This window comes from Pseudomonas sp. (assembly GCF_049300855.1).
Classification (GTDB): domain Bacteria; phylum Pseudomonadota; class Gammaproteobacteria; order Pseudomonadales; family Pseudomonadaceae; genus Aquipseudomonas.
Genome location: NZ_JBAQKH010000016.1, coordinates 305,889 through 328,088, shown reverse-complemented (window position 1 = coordinate 328,088; position 22,200 = coordinate 305,889). Strand labels below are relative to the sequence as shown.

Annotated in this window: 23 protein-coding genes and 1 tRNA gene; 16 read left to right on the top strand and 8 right to left on the bottom strand. The window is 58.8% G+C overall.

The window, feature by feature from the left end:
• The first annotated feature begins 4 nt into the window (after positions 1-4).
• The 4 genes from WA225_RS06575 (at position 5) to WA225_RS06560 (ending at position 5,672) form a co-directional block, all read left to right on the top strand.
• Positions 5-2,917: an aminotransferase gene (locus WA225_RS06575; protein WP_422607310.1), complete on the top strand. Its 2,913-nt coding sequence runs from the start codon at positions 5-7 to the stop codon at positions 2,915-2,917.
• A 305-nt stretch (positions 2,918-3,222) separates the two neighbouring features.
• Positions 3,223-4,101, top strand: coding sequence for an N-carbamoylputrescine amidase (gene aguB, locus WA225_RS06570; protein ID WP_422607309.1), 879 nt, complete (start codon positions 3,223-3,225; stop codon positions 4,099-4,101).
• 5 nt (positions 4,102-4,106) lie between these two features.
• On the top strand, positions 4,107-5,213 hold the full coding sequence (gene aguA, locus WA225_RS06565) for an agmatine deiminase (RefSeq protein ID WP_422607308.1): 1,107 nt from the start codon (positions 4,107-4,109) through the stop codon (positions 5,211-5,213).
• Positions 5,214-5,459: 246 nt separating this feature from the next.
• Positions 5,460-5,672: a hypothetical protein gene (locus tag WA225_RS06560; protein WP_422607307.1), complete on the top strand. Its 213-nt coding sequence runs from the start codon at positions 5,460-5,462 to the stop codon at positions 5,670-5,672.
• Positions 5,673-5,858: 186 nt separating this feature from the next.
• Here WA225_RS06560 and WA225_RS06555 read toward each other — a convergent pair whose 3' ends face one another.
• Positions 5,859-7,952 (bottom strand): TonB-dependent receptor, encoded by a 2,094-nt coding sequence (locus WA225_RS06555; RefSeq protein WP_422607306.1) that lies wholly within the window; start codon positions 7,950-7,952, stop codon positions 5,859-5,861.
• Between the two features lie 256 nt (positions 7,953-8,208).
• Between WA225_RS06555 and WA225_RS06550 the strand changes: the two genes are divergently transcribed.
• The 6 genes from WA225_RS06550 to WA225_RS06525 all read left to right on the top strand — a co-directional run bounded on the left by WA225_RS06550 (position 8,209) and on the right by WA225_RS06525 (position 12,924).
• Positions 8,209-8,877: a DsbA family protein gene (locus WA225_RS06550; RefSeq protein WP_422607305.1), complete on the top strand. Its 669-nt coding sequence runs from the start codon at positions 8,209-8,211 to the stop codon at positions 8,875-8,877.
• 297 nt (positions 8,878-9,174) lie between these two features.
• Positions 9,175-10,479 (top strand): OprD family porin, encoded by a 1,305-nt coding sequence (locus WA225_RS06545; RefSeq protein ID WP_422607304.1) that lies wholly within the window; start codon positions 9,175-9,177, stop codon positions 10,477-10,479.
• Between the two features lie 232 nt (positions 10,480-10,711).
• Entirely contained in the window at positions 10,712-11,458 is a 747-nt protein-coding gene (locus tag WA225_RS06540; protein ID WP_034151909.1) for a 2OG-Fe dioxygenase family protein, read from the top strand.
• 79 nt (positions 11,459-11,537) lie between these two features.
• Entirely contained in the window at positions 11,538-11,915 is a 378-nt protein-coding gene (locus tag WA225_RS06535; RefSeq protein WP_016986309.1) for a GNAT family N-acetyltransferase, read from the top strand.
• A complete protein-coding gene (locus WA225_RS06530) occupies positions 11,912-12,628 on the top strand; it encodes an AzlC family ABC transporter permease (RefSeq protein ID WP_422607303.1) in 717 nt (238 codons plus the stop codon). Before WA225_RS06535 ends, WA225_RS06530 begins: the two co-directional genes overlap by 4 nt.
• Positions 12,607-12,924 carry an AzlD domain-containing protein gene (locus tag WA225_RS06525; protein ID WP_007909127.1) on the top strand — a complete coding sequence of 106 codons (318 nt, stop codon included), beginning with the start codon at positions 12,607-12,609 and terminating at the stop codon, positions 12,922-12,924. Before WA225_RS06530 ends, WA225_RS06525 begins: the two co-directional genes overlap by 22 nt.
• On the opposite strand, the gene WA225_RS06520 is transcribed toward WA225_RS06525, so the two are convergent.
• Positions 12,841-13,767, bottom strand: a complete 927-nt coding sequence (locus WA225_RS06520) for a LysR family transcriptional regulator (protein WP_422607302.1) — start codon at positions 13,765-13,767, stop codon at positions 12,841-12,843. The two genes, WA225_RS06525 and WA225_RS06520, sit on opposite strands and share 84 nt — an antisense overlap.
• A 334-nt stretch (positions 13,768-14,101) precedes the next feature.
• Here WA225_RS06520 and WA225_RS06515 point away from each other — a divergent pair, with 334 nt between their 5' ends.
• From WA225_RS06515 to WA225_RS06495, 5 genes are all read left to right on the top strand, one after another.
• Complete coding sequence (locus tag WA225_RS06515) at positions 14,102-14,512, top strand: MbcA/ParS/Xre antitoxin family protein (RefSeq protein ID WP_422607301.1); 411 nt, start codon at positions 14,102-14,104, stop codon at positions 14,510-14,512.
• Entirely contained in the window at positions 14,509-15,189 is a 681-nt protein-coding gene (locus WA225_RS06510) for an RES family NAD+ phosphorylase (RefSeq protein ID WP_422607300.1), read from the top strand. Before WA225_RS06515 ends, WA225_RS06510 begins: the two co-directional genes overlap by 4 nt.
• 183 nt (positions 15,190-15,372) lie before the next feature.
• Positions 15,373-15,591, top strand: a complete 219-nt coding sequence (locus tag WA225_RS06505; RefSeq protein ID WP_422607299.1) for a tautomerase family protein — start codon at positions 15,373-15,375, stop codon at positions 15,589-15,591.
• Entirely contained in the window at positions 15,588-16,232 is a 645-nt protein-coding gene (locus tag WA225_RS06500; RefSeq protein ID WP_422607298.1) for a DsbA family oxidoreductase, read from the top strand. The genes WA225_RS06505 and WA225_RS06500 overlap by 4 nt, the downstream gene beginning before the upstream one ends.
• Positions 16,233-16,277: 45 nt before the next feature.
• Positions 16,278-16,988 carry an SDR family NAD(P)-dependent oxidoreductase gene (locus WA225_RS06495; protein ID WP_422607297.1) on the top strand — a complete coding sequence of 237 codons (711 nt, stop codon included), beginning with the start codon at positions 16,278-16,280 and terminating at the stop codon, positions 16,986-16,988.
• Positions 16,989-17,046: 58 nt separating this feature from the next.
• On the opposite strand, the gene WA225_RS06490 is transcribed toward WA225_RS06495, so the two are convergent.
• Complete coding sequence (locus tag WA225_RS06490; RefSeq protein WP_422607296.1) at positions 17,047-17,322, bottom strand: DUF3077 domain-containing protein; 276 nt, start codon at positions 17,320-17,322, stop codon at positions 17,047-17,049.
• A 513-nt stretch (positions 17,323-17,835) separates the two neighbouring features.
• On the opposite strand from WA225_RS06490, the gene WA225_RS06485 reads away from it, so the two are divergent.
• A complete protein-coding gene (locus WA225_RS06485; RefSeq protein WP_422607295.1) occupies positions 17,836-18,120 on the top strand; it encodes a helix-turn-helix domain-containing protein in 285 nt (94 codons plus the stop codon).
• A 137-nt stretch (positions 18,121-18,257) separates the two neighbouring features.
• Here the strand turns inward: WA225_RS06485 and WA225_RS06480 are convergent.
• The 5 genes from WA225_RS06480 to WA225_RS06460 all read right to left on the bottom strand — a co-directional run bounded on the left by WA225_RS06480 (position 18,258) and on the right by WA225_RS06460 (position 22,187).
• Positions 18,258-18,333: transfer RNA gene (locus WA225_RS06480), tRNA-Thr, on the bottom strand.
• A gap of 428 nt (positions 18,334-18,761) precedes the next feature.
• Positions 18,762-19,997: a methyltransferase gene (locus WA225_RS06475; protein ID WP_422607294.1), complete on the bottom strand. Its 1,236-nt coding sequence runs from the start codon at positions 19,995-19,997 to the stop codon at positions 18,762-18,764.
• Complete coding sequence (locus WA225_RS06470; RefSeq protein WP_422607293.1) at positions 19,978-20,667, bottom strand: ABC transporter permease; 690 nt, start codon at positions 20,665-20,667, stop codon at positions 19,978-19,980. Before WA225_RS06470 ends, WA225_RS06475 begins: the two co-directional genes overlap by 20 nt.
• Positions 20,664-21,359 (bottom strand): ABC transporter permease, encoded by a 696-nt coding sequence (locus WA225_RS06465; RefSeq protein WP_422607292.1) that lies wholly within the window; start codon positions 21,357-21,359, stop codon positions 20,664-20,666. Before WA225_RS06465 ends, WA225_RS06470 begins: the two co-directional genes overlap by 4 nt.
• 78 nt (positions 21,360-21,437) lie before the next feature.
• Positions 21,438-22,187, bottom strand: a complete 750-nt coding sequence (locus WA225_RS06460; protein ID WP_034153033.1) for an ABC transporter substrate-binding protein — start codon at positions 22,185-22,187, stop codon at positions 21,438-21,440.
• Positions 22,188-22,200 lie beyond the last annotated feature (13 nt).

Sequence of the window (22,200 nt, the reverse complement as noted above, 5' to 3'; positions counted from 1 at the left end):
TTTCATGCCGCTCGCCACGTTGATTCATCGCGCCAGTTTGCCCAGCCCGCAAGTTTCTGCGGAGCAAGCCCAGCAATGGCTGGCGGAGCATTACGGGCTTAGCGGCACGTTGCAGGCGCTTGGCAGTCAGCAGGATCTCAATTACCGCGTCGACAGCCCGCGTGGGCGGTTCGTGCTGAAAATCTGCCGTGGCGATTACGCCCTGGTGGAGCTGCAAGCCCAGCATGCCGGGCTCAAGTATCTGGCCGAGCACTCGGCGGTGACGGTGCCGCGTGTGATCGCGGCCAATAACGGCGCGGATCTGTTGTCACTCGAGGTCGGCGGCGAGGCCGTCCATGTGCGGCTGCTGGATTACATCGAGGGCCAGCCGCTCACACATCTCGAACACTTGGGGCGCGACGTGGTGGCGGGGTTTGGCCGGCTCTGCGGTGAGATGGATCTGGCGCTGGCCGGGTTCGACCACCCGGGCCTTGAGCGCACGTTGCAGTGGGATGCCCGTCACGCCAGTGCCCTGATCAGCCATCTGCTGCCGGTGATCAAGGATGAGCAGCAACGCGCAGTGATTGCCGATGCGGCCGAACAGGCCGAGCGCCGTTTGCAGCCGTTGCAGGGCAAGCTGCCGGTGCAGGCGATCCACATGGACATCACCGACGACAACGCCGTGTGGGCGCGTGATGCCCAGCGTCACTGGCAATTGCAGGGCGTGATCGACTTCGGCGATCTGGTGCGCACCTGGCGCATCACCGATCTGTCGGTGACCTGTGCAGCGCTGCTGCATCACGCCGGTGGCGATCCGTTTGTCATCTTGCCGGCGGTGCAGGCCTACCACGCGGTCAACCCGCTGCAACATGAAGAGCTGCAGGCGCTGTGGCCATTGATCGTGGCGCGCGCGGCGGTGTTGGTGCTCAGTGGCGAGCAACAGGTCAGCATCGATCTTGCGAATACTTACAGCCGTGACAACCTCAGCCATGAGTGGGAAATCTTCCGCGTAGCGACATCGGTGCCACAGGCACTGATGGAGGCGGCGATCCTCACTGCCGTCGGTCACGCATTGCCGGTGATCGATAGCGAAGGTTTTGCGCCCTTGCTGCCCGGTCTGGTCGGACGTGAATTTGCGCTGATCGATCTCGGTGTACTGAGCGCGCATTTCGAGGCCGGCAACTGGGAGCAGGCCGGCATCGATCAGCACCTGTTGAACGAAGCGGCGGCGGCCCATGGTTTGGCGGCAAGCCGTTATGGTCAGTACCGTTTGTCGCGCACCCGCCCCGACAGCGCGGTTGAACCGGACACCTTCGCGCTGCACGTGGAATTGCGCGTGCCCGATGGTACCGCCGTGGAAGCACCGTTCGCTGGCGTCGTGCATCAGGCAGCAGACGGTGTACTGCAACTGGATGGCCCGCAACTCAGCGTGCGTCTGTGGGGCGTGACACCTTCGCTGCACAGCGGCGCAGCACTGGTCAAAGGTCAGGTACTCGGTGCGGTGAGCGGCCCATTGCTCGTGCAGTTGTGCCGTGGCGCGCAGCTGGCTGCGCCGTTGTTTTGCACGCCGTCGCGGGCGGCCGCGTGGCAGGCGCTGTGTCCGTCGCCGGCAGCACTGCTGGGTCTGGCCTGCGATGCCGAGCCGGAGCTGGACGCAAAAACCCTGCTTGAACGCCGCGATGCCAGTTTCGCCCGCACGCAAAAACATTACTACGTCGACCCGCCGCGCATCGAGCGCGGCTGGCGCAATCACCTGATCGACATGCAGGGCCGATCCTATCTGGACATGCTCAACAACGTCGCGGTGCTTGGTCACGGCCACCCGCGTATGGCAGCGGTCGCGGCGCGGCAGTGGTCGCTGCTCAACACCAACTCGCGCTTTAACTATGCAGCAGTGGCGGAGTTCTCCGAGCGCTTGCTGAAACTGGCGCCGGAAGGCATGGACCGGGTGTTTCTGGTCAACAGCGGCAGCGAGGCCAATGACCTGGCGATTCGGCTGGCGTGGGCCTACAGCGGCGGGCGCGACATGATCAGCGTGCTTGAGGCCTATCACGGCTGGACAGTCGGCGCCGATGCCGTTTCGACGTCGATCGCCGACAATCCAAAGGCTCTGGAAAGCCGTCCGGACTGGGTGCACCCGGTCACGGCACCGAACATTTACCGCGGTGAATTCCGTGGCCTCGATTCCGCGCCGGACTACGTGCGCAGCGTTGAGCATCACCTGCAAAAGCTCGCCGAACAGAAGCGCCAACTGGCCGGATTCATCTGCGAGCCGGTGTATGGCAATGCCGGGGGCATCTCGCTGCCGCCGGGCTATCTGCAGCAGGTATATAAGCGGGTGCGCGCCCAGGGCGGGGTGTGCATCGCCGATGAAGTGCAGGTCGGTTACGGGCGTATGGGCCACTTCTTCTGGGGCTTTGAAGAACAGGGCGTGGTGCCGGACATCATCTGCATGGCCAAGGGCATGGGCAACGGTCAGCCACTGGGTGCGGTGATCACGCGCCGCGAAATTGCCGAGGCGCTGGAGGCTGAGGGTTACTTCTTCTCATCGGCGGGTGGCAGCCCGGTGAGTTGCCAGATCGGCATGGCGGTGCTTGATGTCATGGAAGAAGAAAAACTCTGGGAGAACGCGCAGGTGGTCGGTGGCCACTTCAAGGCGCGGCTCGAAGCGTTGATCGATAAACATCCGCTGGTGGGCGCGGTGCACGGCTCCGGGTTTTATCTGGGGCTTGAGTTGATCCGCAACCGCGAGACGCTGGAAGCAGCGACCGAGGAGACGGCGTTACTGTGCGATCGCCTGCGTGAGTTGGGGATCTTCATGCAGCCGACCGGTGATGACCTGAACATTCTGAAGATCAAGCCGCCGATGGTGACGTCGCGTCAGAGTGTGGATTTCTTTGTCGATATGCTTGATCGGGTGCTCAGCGAAGGTCTGTAAAACGAAGCCAATCCCCTGTGGGAGCGAGCTTGCTCGCGAAAGCGGTGTGTCAGTCACCTTATTCAGTTCCTGACACACCGTATTCGCGAGCAAGCTCGCTCCCACATTTTCTTGGGTTGTTAATTCGATTTGTATCGGCTTTTATCGGGATTATTTATACGAAAGGCATTTTGAAAGCTTCTAAAGCCGATATTTATCGTCTATAAAGTCGCCATTGCTCCGGCATGGCGATCTCATGTCCGGTGCGCGCGTTTTTCTTTTCGGTCGAATTGTCGACCGTCAAAGCACTTGCCCGGAGATGATTCATGAGCCGTATCGTTACCGTTGCCGCCACTCAGATGGCCTGTTCCTGGGATCTGGAAGCCAACCTCGAAATCGCTGAAAGGCTGGTGCGCGAAGCCGCCGCCAAAGGCGCGCAGATCATCTTGATCCAGGAACTGTTCGAGGCGCCGTACTTCTGCCAGAAGCCGAACCCGGACTATCTGCAACTGGCGACGCCGGTGGAAGAAAACGTCGCGATCAAGCATTTCCAGAAAATCGCCAAGGAACTGCAAGTGGTGCTGCCGATCAGCTTCTACGAGCTGGCCGGCCGTGCGCGCTTCAACAGCATCGCGATCATCGACGCCGACGGCAGCAACCTCGGGATTTATCGTAAAAGCCACATCCCGGATGGCCCGGGCTACCACGAGAAGTACTACTTCAACCCGGGCGACACCGGTTTCAAAGTGTGGAACACCCGTTACGCAAAAATCGGCGTGGGCATCTGCTGGGACCAGTGGTTCCCGGAAGCCGCACGCAGCATGGCGTTGCAAGGTGCGGAAATTCTGTTTTACCCAACCGCGATCGGCAGCGAGCCGCACGACAAAACCATTTCGTCGCGCGACCACTGGCAGCGCGTGCAACAGGGCCATGCCGGTGCCAACCTGATGCCATTGATCGCCAGCAACCGCATTGGCAACGAAGAACAGGACGGCTACGACATCACGTTCTACGGCTCCTCGTTCATCGCCAACCAGTTCGGCGAAAAAGTGCAGGAGCTGAATAAAACCGAAGAAGGTATTCTTGTGCACACTTTCAACCTCGACGAGCTCGAACACATTCGCAGCGCGTGGGGTTCATTCCGTGACCGCCGTCCGAACCTGTACGGCGCGTTGAAAACCCTCGACGGTTCCCTGGAGTCCTGATCCCGATGACCACTTTGAAAAGTACCCCGCGCGCCGACGGCTTTCACATGCCGGCCGAGTGGGCGCCGCAAACGCAGACGTGGATGATCTGGCCCGAGCGCCCGGACAACTGGCGTCTGGGCGGCAAACCGGCGCAAGCCGCACACGCGGCTGTAGCCAAAGCCATTGCGCGTTTTGAACCGGTGACCGTGGCCGTGTCCGCCGGCCAATACGAAAACGCCCGCGCACGCCTCGACGTGCCGAATATCCGCGTGGTCGAGATGTCCAGCGATGACGCCTGGGTACGCGACAGCGGCCCGACCTTTGTCATCAACAACAACGGCGAAGTACGCGGTGTGAACTGGGACTTCAACGCCTGGGGCGGCTTCGACGGCGGTCTGTATTCGCCGTGGAATCGCGACTCGCAGGTCGGCGGCAAGATCCTCGAGATCGAGCGCAGCCCGCGCTATCGCACGGAAGGTTTCGTGCTCGAAGGCGGTTCGATTCACGTCGACGGCGAAGGCACGCTGATCACCACCGAAGAATGCCTGCTCAACCGCAATCGCAACCCGCACCTGAGCCGCGAAGAAATCGAAGCGGTGCTCAGCGCCAATCTGTCTGTGGATAAAATCATCTGGCTGCCGGACGGTCTGTTCAACGACGAAACCGATGGCCATGTGGATAACTTCTGCTGCTACGTGCGTCCGGGCGAAGTGCTGCTGGCGTGGACCGACGATCCGCAGGATCCGAACTACCCGCGCTGCCAGGCGGCAATGAAAGTCCTGCAAAGCAGCACTGACGCCAAGGGTCGCCCGTTCACGGTGCACAAAATGCCGATTCCGGGGCCGCTGTATGCGACTGAAGAAGAGTGCGCCGGTGTCGATCCGGTGGACGGCACGCAAGAGCGCAACCCGTCCGTGCGCCTGGCCGGGTCCTACGTGAACTTCCTGATCGTCAATGGCGGCATCATCGCGCCGAGCTTCGACGATCCGATGGATGCCCCGGCGAAAGAGATTCTGCAGAAGCTGTTCCCGCAGCACGAAGTGGTGCTGGTGCCGGGTCGCGAACTGTTACTGGGCGGCGGCAATATCCACTGCCTTACCCAACAGCAACCCGCGCCGCACAAAGAGTGAGTTGAGTTGTAACAGCTTGAGTTGATTAACAAATCAGCCGGGCAATGATTAGCTCGCTATGCATCAACTGAGGCCCGCAGCCCGACAGGACTGCGGGCTTCTTTGTATCCGCTTGTCGACAAATGAGAAACCTTGGCATAGCTCTTGTATTCATCACCCGTGCACTAGGGAGGGGGAAGAACTTCAACAGTTCTGTCATAAACCTTGGATAACGTAGCCGCTCACGAACGGGGAGAGAGCGCTGAAATGAACGCCGAAGTGAACGTAGTCAGCGAGCGGACGTTGCATCCCATGGCCGTTAACGGCGAAGCGCTCCAGATTGTCGCGCACTGGTTGAAGTCCAATGGAACGCGTCAGATCAGGCAACCTGATCCGCGCCGGACAATGATCGAGCGTTACCCCGCTGGCCTGTTCAGCGAGGCCGAACTGGATGCGTTGTGGGCTGTGATGGAAGGATAAGAACAACAACAGGGATTGGTAAAAGCGCTGCCGGGATGGCGGCGCTTTTTTATGCACGACTGTTTTGTGAACACCCATTCAATGTGGGAGCGAGCTTGCTCGCGAAAGCATCCGGTCAGTCAACATCGTCGTTGAATGACCCACCGCATTCGCGAGCAAGCTCGCTCCCACAGGATTTGTGTGAAGTCAGAAGCTGTAGGTGCCGGTCATCACGACGCTACGTGGCGCACCCGGTTGAATTTGATACTGGCTGGTCGCCGACGCGTAGTACTCGCGATCGGTGATGTTGTTCAGCGCTCCGCGCAAATCCCAATCCTTGAAGCGGTAACCGACCAGCGCATCCCAGCGGCCATAACCCGGCAACACGGTGGTGTTGGCGTTGTCGGCATAGCGCTGACCCACCAGGGTCAGGCCGGTTTCGCCGTACCAGCCCATCTCCGGTTTCCAGGTCAGGAACAGGCTGCCGTTGTGCTTGGCGACGTTGTTGATGCGTTTGCCTTCCAGGCCGTTGTTGTCCTTCTCGATCTTCGCGTCCTGCATGCCGACGCCACCGCGCATGTACCAGTTGCCGACAATGTTGCCAGTGGCCGTCAACTCGATCCCGCGCGAACGTTGCAGACCGGACATCACGGTCAGGGTCGGGTCGTTTGGATCGGTGGTGCGGCGGTTGTAGAGTTCCAAATCGTAGATGGCCAGGGTGGTGCTCAGGCGATCATCGAACCAGTCGCTCTTCACGCCAATTTCTTTTTGTTTGGTCAGCTCGGGACTGAGGTCGTTGGTGTTGCCGGCCGCACCCGGAGTGATGCCGATCAAACCACCACCGACTGGCGAAAACGTTTTCGACCACGAGGCGTAGAACGAGTGATTCTGCAGCGGCGTCCAGACCAGTCCTACACGCGGGCTGGTGCTGTGGCTGTCACGGTCTTCGGAGATGTTGCGCAGCTTGTTGGTCGACTCGATATCGAAGGTGTCGTAACGCAGACCGGCGAGCACTTGCCATTGCTCGTTCAGACGCAGTTGATCCTGCACGTACACTGCGCGGCTTTCGACTTCGGTGTGGCTGCTGCTGGAAACCTGCATGGCCCCGGTGTGACGCAGATCGCGGTTGGGGTTGTACAGGTCGAGCGATGGCACCGGTTGCGCGCCTGGCGTTCTGCCGGTGGCAGCGTTGTACAGCGTTGGATCGCGGCGCTGGCTGCCGATCTCGATGCCCGTGAGCAGGCGATGCTCAAGGCCGAAGGTCTCGAATCCACCTTCCAGTTCAACGTTGTTATAGACGTTGCTAGTGGTCAGATCCTGCTGCCAGTGCTGGCGCGTGACCTTGTTGGTCGCCGGCGTGTAACCGGTGAGGTAGGTGTTGTCGAAATCACTGTCGAGCTTGAACACGCCGAGGGTCTGGCGTAGTTGCCAGTTGTCGTTGATTTCGTAGGTGAGCTTCGAGCGCAGCGACTGCGACTTGTCGTCGATGAAGTCGTGATCGTTGCCGTAGGTGGTGTCACGACCGACATCCGCCGGGCGCCCGTTGACGCCAGGGATGCCGCGATCCGGCGTGCGGTTGTAGCGGCTGTATTCGTATTGCACCAGCCAGTTCAAGTCCGGCGTCAACTGCCAGCTCATCGACGGCGCGAACAGTTGGCGGTTGCCACTGACGCCATCGCGGAAGCTGTTTTCATCCATATTGCCCATGTTCAGGCGCAGGCTGATGTTGTCGCTCGGGTCAGTGCTGAGGTCAGCGTATAGGCTGCGCAGATCTTCGCTGCCACCCTGCGCTTCGAGGGTCGAGCGGCGGCCGAATTCCGGCATCTTGCTCACGCGATTGACGATCCCGCCCTGACTGCCGCGCCCGTACAGGACTGCGGCCGGGCCTTTGAGCACTTCGACGCGCTCGATATTGTGCAAGTCGCGCTTGTACTGGCTGTCGTCGCGGATGCCGTCCAGATAGAAGTCGTTGCTGGCATCGAAGCCGCGGATGCGCAGGCTGTCAAAACGCGTGTCGGCGCTGCTGCTGACGTTGGGCATGCCGCTCAAGGCATCGCCGATATCGTTGGTGCCGTAGTTGGCGACGTTCGAGGTCTTGATCGAATCAATGGCCTGCGGCACATAACGTACCGGCGTCGAAGTGCGGGTTGCGGTGTTGCTGAGCTTCACACGCGGGTCATCGGCTTGCGCTTCGGCGCTGATGGCGGTGGCGGGTAACTCGGTCGCCGAATAGGCAAAACCACTGGACAGAAAGGCAGAAAGCCCAAGAGTGACGGGCGTGAGACGGAACGTGGCAGGCATTGAACAGCGCATCCGAAAGGGTGGAAGAATTCGATCGCGCGAATGGTAATGCTTTGCATTTGCTTCCGTTAATTATTCCTTATAAGTTCCCTTGTCTCATTGTTTCAATTTGTGTCCCGCTCGACACAATCTGACCAATCGGACAATTCGACCGATTCTCGAAACAGACTGAAAGCCATTCCAGCGTTTTTCCACAAAGGTTCGAGGATTAATCTGCCGCCATCGATTTTCCCTGACTTTCTGCCGGAGCTTTCCCGTGATCCTTCATTACATCTACGACCCGTTATGCGGCTGGTGCTACGGCGCCAAACCCTTGGTGCACGCGGCGCAACAGGTATTGCCGGTGGTTGCCCACGCCGGCGGGATGATGAGCGGCGCCAACCGCCAGCGCGTTTCAGCGCAATTGCGCAATTACGTCATGCCTCATGATCGACGCATTGCCGAGTACACCGGGCAGCCTTTTGGCGAAGCGTATTTCGAAGGATTGTTGCGCGATCACTCGGCCGTCTTCGATTCAACCCCGCCAATCAGTGCCGTGATGGCGGCCGAGGCAATCGATGGTCGCGGCCTGCAGATGCTCGGGCGTTTGCAGACGGCGCACTATGTAGAAGGACGGCGAATTGCCGAACACTCCGTACTCATGGAACTGGCGGCTGAGGCGGGCTACGAAGAAGACCCGTTCCGTGCTGCGTTTAAAGCGGTTGATCCGCAGCTCCATATAAAAGCCACTCGCGCATTCCTGGCTCAGCTTGGCGGGCAGGGCTTTCCAACGCTGGCACTGGAGCGCGACGGCCAATTCACGTTGATCGACATCAGCCCTTGGCTGGGCAAGCCGCAAGCCTTTGCGCAATGGCTTGAACAGGTGAGCGGCCTCGAAAAAACGAGCGAATCTCCTGCGTTGTGCGGCCTTGACGGTTGCCACTGACACGCGCTGGATTCACTGGTTGCTGTCAATTCCGAGCAAGGACTCAGCGCAAAATTTACGTTTCTTAGACGATTTTTACCTATTTAAAGACGATTCTTGAAATTGACACATTGTTGAGGGCGCGGCTACGATTCGGCCCAACGCCTGTGGCCAACCGCCATGACTCAAAATAAGGAGCAGGCCCGCCATCACATTTAGGTCGGCGGGCCTTTTTGTTTCGGGGTGAACAAAAGAGTGCAAAAGCGCCGTTTCAGCCGTTCGACACAGCGCGTTTCAACCCGTAATAAGGAAAACAAAATGTTGAACAAGCGAATCAGTCTGATCGCACTGGGGATGTTGAGCGCCACTCAGGCCATGGCTAACGACCAGGCCGAGTCCAAGGGTTTTGTTGAAGACAGCAGCCTCAAAGTGCTGTTGCGCAATGCCTACATCAATCGTGATTACAAAAACGGTAACGACGACAAATCCGAGTGGGGCCAAGCGGCCATCGGTACGTTCTCGTCCGGTTTCACCCAAGGCACCGTCGGTGTCGGCGTGGATGCGTTCGGTCTGTACGCACTGAACCTGGAGCGCAGCGAAGATCGCAGCGGTGCCGGCGGCATCGACTTCTTCAAGCGTGGTGACAGCAATAAGCCAGCCAACGACCTGTCCAAGGGTGGCGCGGCGGTCAAATTCCGTCTGTCGAACACCACGCTGACCTACGGCGACCAGATGCCGGCCCTGCCGGTACTGAACTACGACAACTCACGCCTGCTGCCGGAAAGCTACACCGGTACCTTGATCACTTCCAAAGAGATCAAAGGCCTGGAACTGAACGCCGGTCGTTTCACCGCGGAATCGCGCAAGAGCGCTGAAGGCCGTGACAGTGGTGGTCTGAAGTCGATCAACGTGTTGGGCGGCAGCTACCAGTTCACTGAAAACTTCAAAGGCGCGTTGTACGCATCCGACGTTGAAGACGTGCTGAAGAAGCAATACGTGAACGCCAACTATGTGTTCCCGATCGACAAGGATCAGTCCCTGACCCTGGACTTCAACGGCTATCGCACCAAGCTGGACAGCTCGTACGTGCGCGAAAACACCGTTCCGGGCGAAAGCATCGTGACCGGTCGCGACAACAAGATCTGGAGCCTGGCTGCAACATTCGCGACCGGCCCGCACTCGTTCACCGTGGCGCATCAGCGTTCCACCGGCGACAGCAACCTGGGCTACGCCTACGGCGGCTATCAGAAAGAACAGGGTCGTGTCGGCGACGGTGGCAACACCATCTACCTGGCCAACTCCTACTGGTCGGACTTCAACGCTGAAGACGAACGCAGCTGGCAGTTGGGCTACGGTCTGGACTTCGGCGCCTTCGGTGTACCGGGTCTGAGCTACAACTTCGCTTACGTGCGTGGCGACAACATCACCACCTCGACCAGCGAAGGCGGCACCGAGCGCGAGATTTTCAACCAGTTCAAATACGTCGTGCAGTCTGGCCCGGCCAAAGACCTGAGCGTGAAACTGCGTAGCTCGATCCTGCGTGTTTCGCAGAAATCCAGCGAGTACAACGTCAGCGGCAACGAGCTGCGTGTGTTCGTGGATTACCCGATCAACATCTTCTGATGCCTGATCAAGTGTAAGAAACATGAGAAAAACCCCGACCGGTTCGGGGTTTTTTTTCGACGGTTTTTTGATGGAAACCGGAAAAAACCCGTGTTTTTGTCATGTAAAAGTTGTTTTTAAGTCGCTTCAAGTGCCGTTTCAATCAGCGCTTTAAATGCCTGAAATTCTTTCTCATGGACGCAAATTCTCCACCTAATAGATTAGGCCGCTCAACGCAGCGGAGAATTTGGTAATGATCGTTTTGAACAGAGAAGTGGGCGAATCGCTACGGCGCGACAAATATGTCAACGTCCAGGGTGGTGACTTCAATCTCTACGGTCATTTCGCCGACTTCGTCAGACTGACCAAAAGTTGGGAAAACATGGAGCCTGACAGCTACTACGGTCAGGCCGAAGCCGGCATGCGTTACCGTCGTTACAGCGACTTTGAGTACAACCCGAAGACGCGTGAGCTGAAGCAACTCGAGCATCGCGCCTACGTGCAGTCGAAAGAAAACAACGCCTATGTCGGTGGCCTGGTGCGGCACTTTCAGGACTTCTCCGATGAAGTGATTACTTCACCAGTAATGCGCAGCCTGATCGACACCGATTTCGAAGTGTACAAAAGCGTGTTGCCGGAAGAGCTGCACGATGAGATCTGGCAGTGCCAGATCCACCAGATACGCATCGAGATCAAACCCGGCAAACAACTGGAAATCACCCCTGAAGGCATTCACTGCGACGGTTATCCGTTCAGCGGTGTGCACTTCTGGGGCCGCAACAACGTCGAGGGTGCCGAGAGTCGTCTGTACGACATCCACGAGCATCAACTGGCGTCGACCACTTACCAGGAAATTCTCGACACCACTTACTTCCTCGACCGCGACATGCGCCACTACGTGACGCCTGCGCGCAACACGCACACTCATGCCATGGCGTACCGGCAGATTCTGGCGATTTCCTTCTCGCGGCCCGGGACCGCTTTCGACATTGTTCGCTAATCAGATCACCCCAATCGACGGCGTCGAATGTTCGACGCCAGTGGTGCTGCGACGCGCCACGGCCAAGGATGCGCAGCGCATGGAGCGCTTCTTCCGCCAGTTCGACGAAGTGTCCTTCTGCGAATGGCAGGACGCCAAGTGCCTGCGCGGCGTGCTCATTCAAAAGACCACCACGGCCTATCTGGCCTTCGACGTCGCCGGCGAAATCGTCGGCGCGGTGCTCGGTGGCATGCTCGGCAGTCGCGGCACCATCAATCATCTGGCCGTCAGCCCGCGCTATCGCAGCCAAGGGGTCGGTCAACGTCTGGTTGAAGCGGCGTCATCCGACATGAAGCGCGTCGGTGTGTTACGGATGTTTCTGTTCGTCGACGATGCTAACCTCGCCGGCAAGCGTTTTTGGGCTGCCCAGGGTTTTTGCGAACCTCATGGCGAACGGACATTTGAGAGGGATCTATGAATGAAACGTCCGGCAGTGCGCCGCTGATGGTCACCCATCAGCCGTCGCGCACGTTTGCCGAAGCCAGCCCGGTGGTGGCCGGCTACTTCACGGTGTCATTCGTGTTCGGGCTGATGGCCGTCAACGCCGGATTGCCGATGTGGCTGCCGGTGGCGATGTGCTTGTTCGTCTATGCCGGCGCTTCGCAATTCGCCGCGCTGGCGCTGATCTCCAGCGGCGCCTCGCTGACCACCATTGTGCTGACCACGTTCCTGATCAACGCGCGACACATGTTGATGTCGGTGTATATGGCCAAGGCCCTGCGTGCGTTGGGGCTCAGCCGCATGGAGCGCTGGTGCTACGCCGGCGGCCTGACGGATGAATCCTTCGCTTTCCACAGCGTCAAGCTCGGCACCGGCGCGCCGGTCAACGTGCGCTACCTGATCGGCTTCAACCTGTTTTGCCACACCTCGTGGGTGCTCGGCGGATTGCTCGGCGCCGTCTGCGCGCAGTACGCCGCGCACTTGATCAAATATCAGCTCGACTACGCCCTGACGGCGATGATGCTCTACGTGCTGGTGTCGCTGTGCAACACCCGCAACAAGCTGATCGCGGCGGCTGCTGCCGTGGTGTGCATGGGCGCATTGAGCCTGGTTGGCAGCTCGCCGTTCAACGTATTCATCGCCACGTTTGTGGGCTGCGGAGTGGGTGTATGCCTGACCAAACGTTCCTGATTCTGGTGGTCGCGCTGATGATGGCGGTGACCTTCCTCCCGCGCGCCTTGCCCCTGCAGGTGAACACCGAGCACTGGCCTCCGTTCATTGCGCGGGCGCTGGAATACTTGCCGGTGGCGATCGTCGCTGCGATCAGCCTGACACCCCTGTTGATCAAGGATCAGCACATACAGCTCGATCGCCCGGAATTTTATGCCGCCATTCCGACGTTGTTATGTGCGTATTTCAGCAAAAACCTCTTTCTCAGTGTGGCGGTTGGGACGGCTGCGTACATTGCGCTCGGCTCGTTCATGTAGCGGCAGGTCGACGACATCGTTCAACGCCTGGTTCGACAACTCCGGATTGTTCACCGCCAGGCGCACTTCGAGGAAATCCTCGAAACCGGGGAAAATCGTCAGGCCGTTCTTTTGCGCGGCCTCGCGAGACACCATGCCGACCGCGTCCATCTGCGTGATCAGCGACAGCGTCAGGGTCTCGCTGCACGAATAGACCATGCGCTGGCCGTTCTCGTGATTGCCCAGCCCGGCGTCGAGAAAACGCAAAAAGCTGTGGGAATACGGACAATCGTCCGCAGGACGCACCTGAAACTTATTGCCGAGCAATGTCAGCGGATCGTTTTCCTGACCACAGTGCGCGCCGACCACCTGCACCTGCACATCCGGCAGGACAATGCTCGGTAAACCGGGACGCTGCGGGCCTATCAACACTGCAAGGTCGAAGTCTTCGTTCTTCAGCTTGCTGAGGTTTTCCATCGACTCGGCGTAACTGAACTCCATCTGATAATCGGGAAAAACTTCGATCAGGCGTCCGATCATTCGTCGGTTGAAGTCGGTCGACAAGGTGTTGTTCAACGCGACTTTCAACGTGCGTTGGCCCGGCACCTTGAGTGCCTCGACTTTTTCTTCCATCTGTCGCGTGGCAATCAGCACTCGGTCCATATAGGGCGTGAGTTCGGTGCCTTGCGGCGTCAGCGTCAGGCCTTTGTTGGAACGTCGAAACAAGCGGAAACCGAATTGCTCTTCGACCTTGTTCAACTGCGCGGCCAACGCCTGCACAGTCAGGCACGAATGCTCGGCTGCGGCCGACAAGGAGCCGGTCTGCACGATGCGCATGAGGTTGCGTAAGGTTCTGCTATCCATGGGTAATGCCCTCTGAAGTGGGCTGGGTATTGTTGTTTACGAGACTGCCGATCCGGCGCCATATGCCGGCTATATTCCTGTACCTGAGCATAGTTGTCGCGGGTTTAGTAGCGAATTGATGTCCCTGCCGATGGCTGGAGGCTGACACAGGATCAGGGTTTTTGGTGACGTGGGGGTGATTGGGGTCAAAAAACCTCCACCTGAAATCAGAGAACGGAAAGGTTTTTCTGCCTTGTTTTGAAGAACGACTGGATTCACTCGCGAATTAAATACATGAAAGTATCCATATATGTACTAGGCTGATGAGCATGTCATCAGTAATGAAGGCGGTCTCATGCCTACCTCATCCCCAGCCCAGACCCCGCGCGAACAACTCGACGCCCCCGAAGCCGGCCGCGTTGCCCTGAAGTTCTTTTTCAACCTCATGGAGCGTTGGGGCTGCAACGCCGAACAGCAGCGGACATTGCTCGGTGGCGTCGGCAATACGACGTTCTACAAGTACAAACACTTGCCGCCGAACGTGCGCCTGCCCCACGACACCCTTGAGCGCATTTCCTATCTCATGGGCATTCACAAGGCGTTGAGCATCATCTTCAGCAACAGCCGCGAGCGCGCTTATACGTGGGTCAGCAGCCCGAACACGGCCGCACCGTTCAATGGCCAGACCGCGCTGGATTACATGCTCGCCGGACGCGTGGTGGACATCGCCGATGTGCGCCGTTACCTCGATGGCGTGCGCGGTTGAAGGTGCCAGCGCTGGCCGATGCGCAATGGTCGCGGGCGTATCGCATCGTCAACAGCAGCTTCCCGCCGATTACGCTGTTCGAAGACGTACTCGACCCCGAAGACCTGGAAATCGCCTACGCCCTTGAAGCACTGACCAACGATCGCTTGATCGAACAGGCCGGTGTCCTCGCCCGTGTGCGACCCGAAGATCGACTCTCCGGCCCCGGTTCAACCCCGGTGATGGCCGCGTTCACCCACATCGGCAAACGCAGCCGCTTCTGCGATGGCAGTTTCGGCGTCTATTACGCTGCCAGCAGTCAGGCCGCCGCCATCGCCGAAACCTGTTATCACCAGGAGCGGTTTCTCGCCGCGACCCACGAGGCGGATCTTGAGTTGACCCTGCGCACTTACGTCAACAAAGTGCTCAAGCCGTTGCACGACATCCGCAGCGACTACCCGCAACTGCACAACCCCGATCCCGAGGCCTATGGACCTTCTCAAAGCTTCGCTCGGCAACTGCGCGAAACGCTGTCGTGGGGGCTGCTTTATAACAGCGTGCGCCTGCCCGGCCACGAGTGTGTCGCCGCTTTTCGCCCGCCAGCGCTGTCGATTCCCAAGCAGGGCAAGCATCTGCGTTATGTGTGGAGTGCGCTGGCGCGAAGGATCACGGTGGTCTTCGAAATCAGCCAGATTTAACTGCTAGCGCCCCGATCGATTCGGGGCTTTTTCATTCCGGGGGGACGGCCGAGGCAACTGCGCATTCATTACACCGCATCACAAATGAAGTACCCCATGGCTACTTTTTCCCTTCCCGGCGCACGCCTACATTGAGCTCCAACACCTGACCACATTCCGCGGCAGGTCACTGGAGCATTCCTCATGCCATTTGTCAGCGTACGCATCACCCGTGATGGGGTGACCACCGAGCAGAAAGCGCAGGTGATCGCCGAAATCACCGAAACCCTGCAACGCGTCCTCAACAAACGCCCGGACCTGACCCACATCGTGATCGAAGAAGTCGACACCGATAACTGGGGTTACGCCGGCGTCTCCACCACCCAATACCGTCGACAACTGGCGGAACGGGGCGAGTCATGACCCCGACCGTCACCATCGATTTCGTCTCCGATGTGGTGTGCCCGTGGTGCGCCCTCGGGGCGACGGCACTGGAGCAGGCGATTGGCAATCTGGCCGGTGAGGTTTCGGTAGTGCTGACTTACAAGCCCTTCGAACTCAACCCGGACATGCCTGCCGACGGCGAACCGGCGGTGCAGCACCTGATGCGTAAATACGGTCGCACAGCCGCAGACGTCGCCGCCGGCAAAAAGATGCAAATCGAACGTGGCAAGGCCATTGGTTTCGAGTTCGATCTGGACAAGCGCACGCACTTCTACAACACCTTCGACGCCCACCGCCTGCTGTTGTGGGCCGCGCAGGAAGGACGCCAGGTTGCGCTGAAAAAGATCTTGCTGCGCGCCTACTTCCAGGACGGCGAGAACCCCAGCGACCGTCAGACCCTCGTGCGTCTGGCCAGCGAAGCGGGACTCGATGCGGCGCGAGCCCGCAAGGTACTGGCCAACGAAGAATTCGCCAGCGAAGTGCGCCAGTTGCAAGCGATCTATCGCCAACACGGGATCAACTCGGTGCCAGCGATGATTCTGAACGGCACGCACGTGGTGTCCGGTTCGCAATCGGTCGAGTACTGCGAACAGATGCTCAAACAACTGGCTGCGGCCTGATCGATCACTGCTTCAAACCACTACTTATTTTTCGAGGATTTCATCATGAGCAATTTCAAAAAAACTGTGGTTATCACCGGTGCGTCCCAAGGCTTGGGCGAAGGCATGCTTAAAGCCTTTCGTGAATTGGGCTACAACATCGTCGCCACCTCGCGTTCGATCAAACCATCGAATGACCCACAGATCCTGACCATCGCCGGCGACATCGGCGATCCGGCCACCGCGCAACGGGTGATCAGCGAAGGCGTGGCGCGTTTCGGCCGCATCGACACCCTGGTCAACAACGCCGGCATCTTTGTTGCCAAACCCTTCACCGCTTACACAGCGGAAGATTACGCAGCGGTGTTGTCGGTCAACCTCAACGGCTTCTTCTACATCACCCAACTGGCCATCGCCGAGATGGAAAAACAGGGCAAGGGCCACGTGGTCAACATCACCACCAGCCTCGTCGACCACGCTGTCGACGGCGTGCCTTCGGTGCTCGCTTCGCTGACCAAGGGCGGCCTCAACGCCGCGACCAAATCCCTGGCGATCGAATATGCCAAACGTGGGATTCGGGTGAACGCGGTTTCACCGGGCATCATCAAGACGCCAATGCATGGCGAAGAAACGCACGCAGCGTTGGGCGCTTTGCACCCGGTCGGGCGCATGGGCGAAGTCGAAGACATCGCGCAGGCGGTGGTGTACCTGGACAACGCGGCGTTTGTGACCGGTGAGATTCTGCATGTCGACGGTGGGCAGAGCGCTGGGCACTGAGGCTTGCTGATGTGCAAAGCCCTCGCAGAAATGCGGGGGCTTTTTTGTGGGGGATGGTTTATGGCTGGGGGGTGGGTGCATCCAGCACTTTCACCACATCATCGATCAGCGCCTTGCTCAACTCCTGCAGATATTGCGACGCGCAGGTGTGAAGCTCGGGATCGTTTGCGGCACAGGTGTCTGCGGTGAGGAGTCTGGAGATGTGGAGCAGGTGTGAAGCGTGGGACAGTGCAGTGATCACCGGAACGCCTCGATTGGTGCGAAACAATGCGTGGTTCGACTGAAAAGCGAAGTGGGTGAGGCCGAGGTTTTTGAGGTTATGAATATCGGTCATTGGGTTTCACCTGCCGTGGCTGGGCGGTGGATGACTGGAGCAGCAAAGACGCGGATTGCGGATGGATCAACGGTATTCATTTGTAAAACTCCCTGTATCAAATGAGAGCTGCCCTTCGTTATCAGGCGAATGGGTGGCAGCTATGCGCAGGCTGATAAACCGGAGATACAGGAACCCGGCAGACCCGAAGGTCTCCCACGCACAGCCGCCATTACACGGAAATGCTGGCACAAAAACGCCGGCAAACGTGGGTTGGGGCGCTGGTGCGCCTGTATCTTACGCGGGTTATCAGTCCCGGTCGCTGAATTGGCAGCGACGGGTTGCACGGTAGCTTGGGGGAGTGCGGCTGCGCAATCGTGGCTCGTAGTGGCTTTTGCCTGGCTTTTCGTTACGGCAAATGTCTCAAGAATCCGCATGATGCGGTTCTTCGAACTTCTTCATAAGCGTTTATGGTTTGTGTATACGGCATAGCCGTATATTCCTGCGTTAAGCAATTGAAGGAGGAAATCAGCGATGGTCAATGAACTGGCGCAGTTCCAGGAGGACTTGCTGGACTCTATCCGCCAAATGAGGGCTGGAAAGGCCGCTCGCGTAGCCGAAGTGCTGCTTTCGGCAGCCGCTGAAGCGCGGGCCAAGGTGGGTGTTTCTCAACACGCCTTTGCAAAACTTCTCGGTGTGAGTTCGCGGACTCTGCAAGATTGGGAGCAAGGTCGTCGGCAGCCGACAGGCGCGGCTCAAACCCTGTTGCGGGTTGCCAGTCAGCATCCGGAAGTGCTGCGGGATCTGCAATCTGTTTGAGCCGTCCAGCCTTGGCTTTATGAGCTATCCAGATTAACGACGCTCCGGGATGGCCGGCTTAACAGGCAGTGTGGACGTAATGTGGACGTTCCAGAAACAACAAAGCCCCTGCATTTGTGCAGAGGCTTTGTTTTGTATGGTGCCGGCACCAGGAGTCGAACCCGGGACCTACTGATTACAAGTCAGTTGCTCTACCAACTGAGCTATACCGGCGTGTGGGCGACGATTATAGCGATTGGGAAGATCCTGTAAACCCCTGAATTCAGACTATTTTTGCATCGCAGCAAATTAAGCCCTGCGCAATGCGTAACACAGCATTTGCGCCTTACGCACGATAGGGCTGTTTTGCAGGACAGGCAGTGGAGTTTCGGCTTTCGCGAGGCCGCGATTATTCGCTCGGCGTGCCCATTATTCGGCGGTTATGTCGTTTTGATTGGCAGCTTATGCACAACTGAGAGGCACGAAGTCGTACTCAGGCGAGGTTTTGTGAACCCATTCTCATTTTGTTCGCAAATCCCTGTTTTACAGGTTTTTTATTTGTGTGAACAAAAAATGACCAGTGTCGTTAAGGCGACGAAACAGGCGCAGATATTGGATCCACGGCAAATCCATCAACAGAGTTATCCACAGGCTGTAACGTTTTAAGCACGTTCGGCGAGCAGCAGTAAGTTACGCGGTGTGAGTGAGGTGTCGCAGAAGGTGCCGAGGCATACTACGTATCCCTGCTCGACGAGGAAAAGAGCCCGATCCAGATTCAGCCAAAGCTCAAGTGACCGTCGGAAAAGTCCGCGCAGCAATTCCAGGTTGCGAACTTCGGCCAACCGCTGCCAACCGGCAGCTTCCACCGCCGTCCAATCGGCTGAGCTGATTGTGGATAACTCTTTGAGCGCAGCCAGATCTCGACAGTAATCGGCGAACGGTTTATCCAGCCAGGCGCTGGGCAGGGAGGGCGTCGGCAGGTATTCGTCGACACCGCGCAACTGCCGTTGCAGCAGATCGAAAGCCAGACGCCGGGCCATTGAAGTGTCGCGCTGACGTCGGACGCGTGCACCGGCGGTGACGGTTTCGCTCATTGGCAGTGCCAGATCTTCCTGCGAGAGTTGTAGGAGCGATCCCGATCCGACCGAAGATAATGGCTGATACTCCCGGTGCTGGATCCGGTTGTAGCAGCACGGAGCTATCGCCAGTTGTCGGCAACCGCCAGCGCTGGCCAGTCGCATCAATCGCACATGCAGATCGCCACACGCATGCAGGGCGACAGGCGTGTGCTCGCTATTCAGCAGTGTCGCTGCGTCTGGCGCCAGTACATCCTGTTCAACATGCAGGGCGTTCAAACGGTGACGTTGACTCAATGCCTGACCGCTGGTTACCAGCGCAGGATCATATTCCACGCACGTCAGTTGTTGCCCTTCACCCAATAACCGCCGGCCCAGATGACCTTTGCCGGCACACCAGTCCAGCCAGTGTGTCGGGGGTAAAGAGAAAGACAAACGACTGGCAAACGCCTCGATCTGCTGCCATTTGCGCCCCGGCACATCGACATTCAGTCGATGCCGGGCCGCTTCCAGCGCATGTCCCGGCAGCGCACCGATGGCACTCAGTGCGGCCGACTGCGTTGCCAGGGAAGCAAACTGTTCCGGCGCATCAATGAGCTCGGCGGGTTGGTTATGAGCATTCTCAGCGTCTTCCAGCGACCGCCCCCGTAGCCACAAAGCCAATTCAGGGTGGGACGTTTCCCAGGGAAGTTGCAGATGAGTGAACGGTCGAGGTTTCCACAGCGCCTGATGCTCAATCAGAAAAGCATCCAGCGCGGTGAAGCGGGCGAGTAAGTCCTCGCCCGTCAGCACGTGGGAAATGTCAGCGCCCTTGGCAGGCATCGACGCGCAGCCAGCGCTCCAGCAGCTTGAAGCCGCGTACCAGCACGTAAGCCATCAGCAGATAGAACACGCCAGCGGCGAAGAAGATCTCCACCGGCAAGTAAGTGCGGGCAATGATCGTGCGCGCCATGCCGGTCAGTTCCAGCAAGGTCACGGTGCTGGCCAGCGCGCTGGCCTTGAGCATCAGGATCACTTCGTTGCTGTACGCCGGCAGGCCGATCCGCGTCGCACGCGGCAGGATTATATAGAACATCGCTTTCGGCTTGGACATGCCCAAGGCTCGCGCCGCTTCGATTTCGCCCGGCGGAATCGCCTGGATCGCGCCGCGCAGGATCTCGGCGATGTACGCCGCCGTGTGCAGGGTCATGGTCACCGTCGCGCACCAGAACGGATCGCGCAGGTACGGCCACAACGCGCTTTCACGCACCGCGTCGAACTGCGCCAGGCCGTAATAAACCAGGAACAGTTGAACCAGCAACGGTGTGCCACGGAAGAAGAAGATGTAGGCGTAAGGCAGCGAGCGCACGTACCACAGCTTCGAAGAGCGGGCGATGCCTAGCGGAATCGCCAGCAGCAAACCGGCAATCACAGCGATGGCCACCAGTTCCAGGGTCAGGGTCGCGCCCTGCGCCAGTTTCGGCAACCACTTGATGATGACTTCCCAGTTCATTGAGCGCTCCTCGCAAAGCCGCGAGCGGCGCGTTTTTCCAGGAAGTGCATGCCGGTCATCGCCAGCACGGTCAGGCCCAGGTACATGATCGCGGCGACCATATAGAAGGTGAACGGTTGTTTCGACACGGTCACGCCGATTTGCGCGTGACGCATGATTTCTTCCAGGCCGATCACCGAGACCAGCGCAGTGTCTTTCATCAGGATCATGAACAGATTGCCCAGGCCGGGCAGGGCGATGCGCCACATCTGCGGTATGATCAGCCGCGTGAAGATCCGCCATTTCGACAGGCCCAGGGCCTGGCCGGCCTCACGGTGGCCTTTGGGAATGGCGAGGATCGCGCCACGGAACACTTCCGTGGCGTAAGCGCCGAAGCACAGGCCGAGGGCGATTACACCGGCGGCGAAAGCGTTGAGTTGCAGGTCGGGGTTGCCGAAGAACTCACCAAGGGCGCGCATCAGGTTGACCGTACCGAAGTAGATCAACAGCACCCAGAGCAATTCCGGGACGCCACGTACCAGCGTCGAATAAGTGCCGCCAAGCCATTGCAGCGGCTTGTACGGGGAAGTCTTGGCCAAGGCACCGAGCAGGCCGAGCACCAGTCCCAGGCACAGGGCCGTAAGGGCCAGTTGGACGGTCATCAGCGCGCCGGCAGCGAGCGCCGGGCCGAATCCGTAAAGGTCGATAATCATGGGTTTCTGTTCAAATTGCGGCAGGCAAAGTCGGGAGCCGGCGCCGTTCAATCACGGCGCCAGTCCCACAGGTCAGGATCAGTAGATGCTGAACGGGAAGTACTTGTCGTTGATCTTCTTGTAGGTGCCGTCGGCAACGATTTCCTTCAGCGCGGCGTTGAGCTTCTCACGCAGAGGGTCGCCTTTACGCACCGCGATGCCGATCTTGTCGCTCTCTACGACCGGGTCACCTTTGAACTCGTAGTTCTTGCCTGCGTCGCTTTTCAGCCAGTCATAGTTGGCGTACTTGTCGGCGAGGATCGCGTCGACACGACCGGAGGTCAGGTCGAGGTAGGCGTTTTCCTGGGTGTCGTAGAGGCTGACTTTGATGTCATCGGCGTAGGTGTCTTCCAGCCAGGTGCCGGCCAGTGTTGCACGCTGGGTACCGATGGTCTTGCCTTTGAGCGAGTCCTTGTCGGTTTTGAAGTCGACGTTTTTCGGTGCGATGAACTGCAGCTTGTTCGAGTAGTACGGGTCGGTGAAGTCGACCGCGCCTTTGCGCTCTTCGGTGATCGACAGCGAGGAGATCAGGAAGTCGAACTTCTTCGCGTTCAGGGCCGGGATGATGCCGTCCCAGTCGGAAGTGACTACGGTGCACTCGACTTTCATCTTCGCGCACAGGGCGTCGCCGATGTCTTTGTCGAAGCCGACCACGTTGCCGCTGGCGTCTTTGTTGTTGAACGGCGGGTAAGCCGCTTCGATGCCCATCTTCAGGGTTTCAGCCATGGCGCCGGCGCTGAACGCGAGGGTGACGGCGGCGGCCAGGAAGACCTTCTTGAAATTCTGCATGCATGTTGCTCCG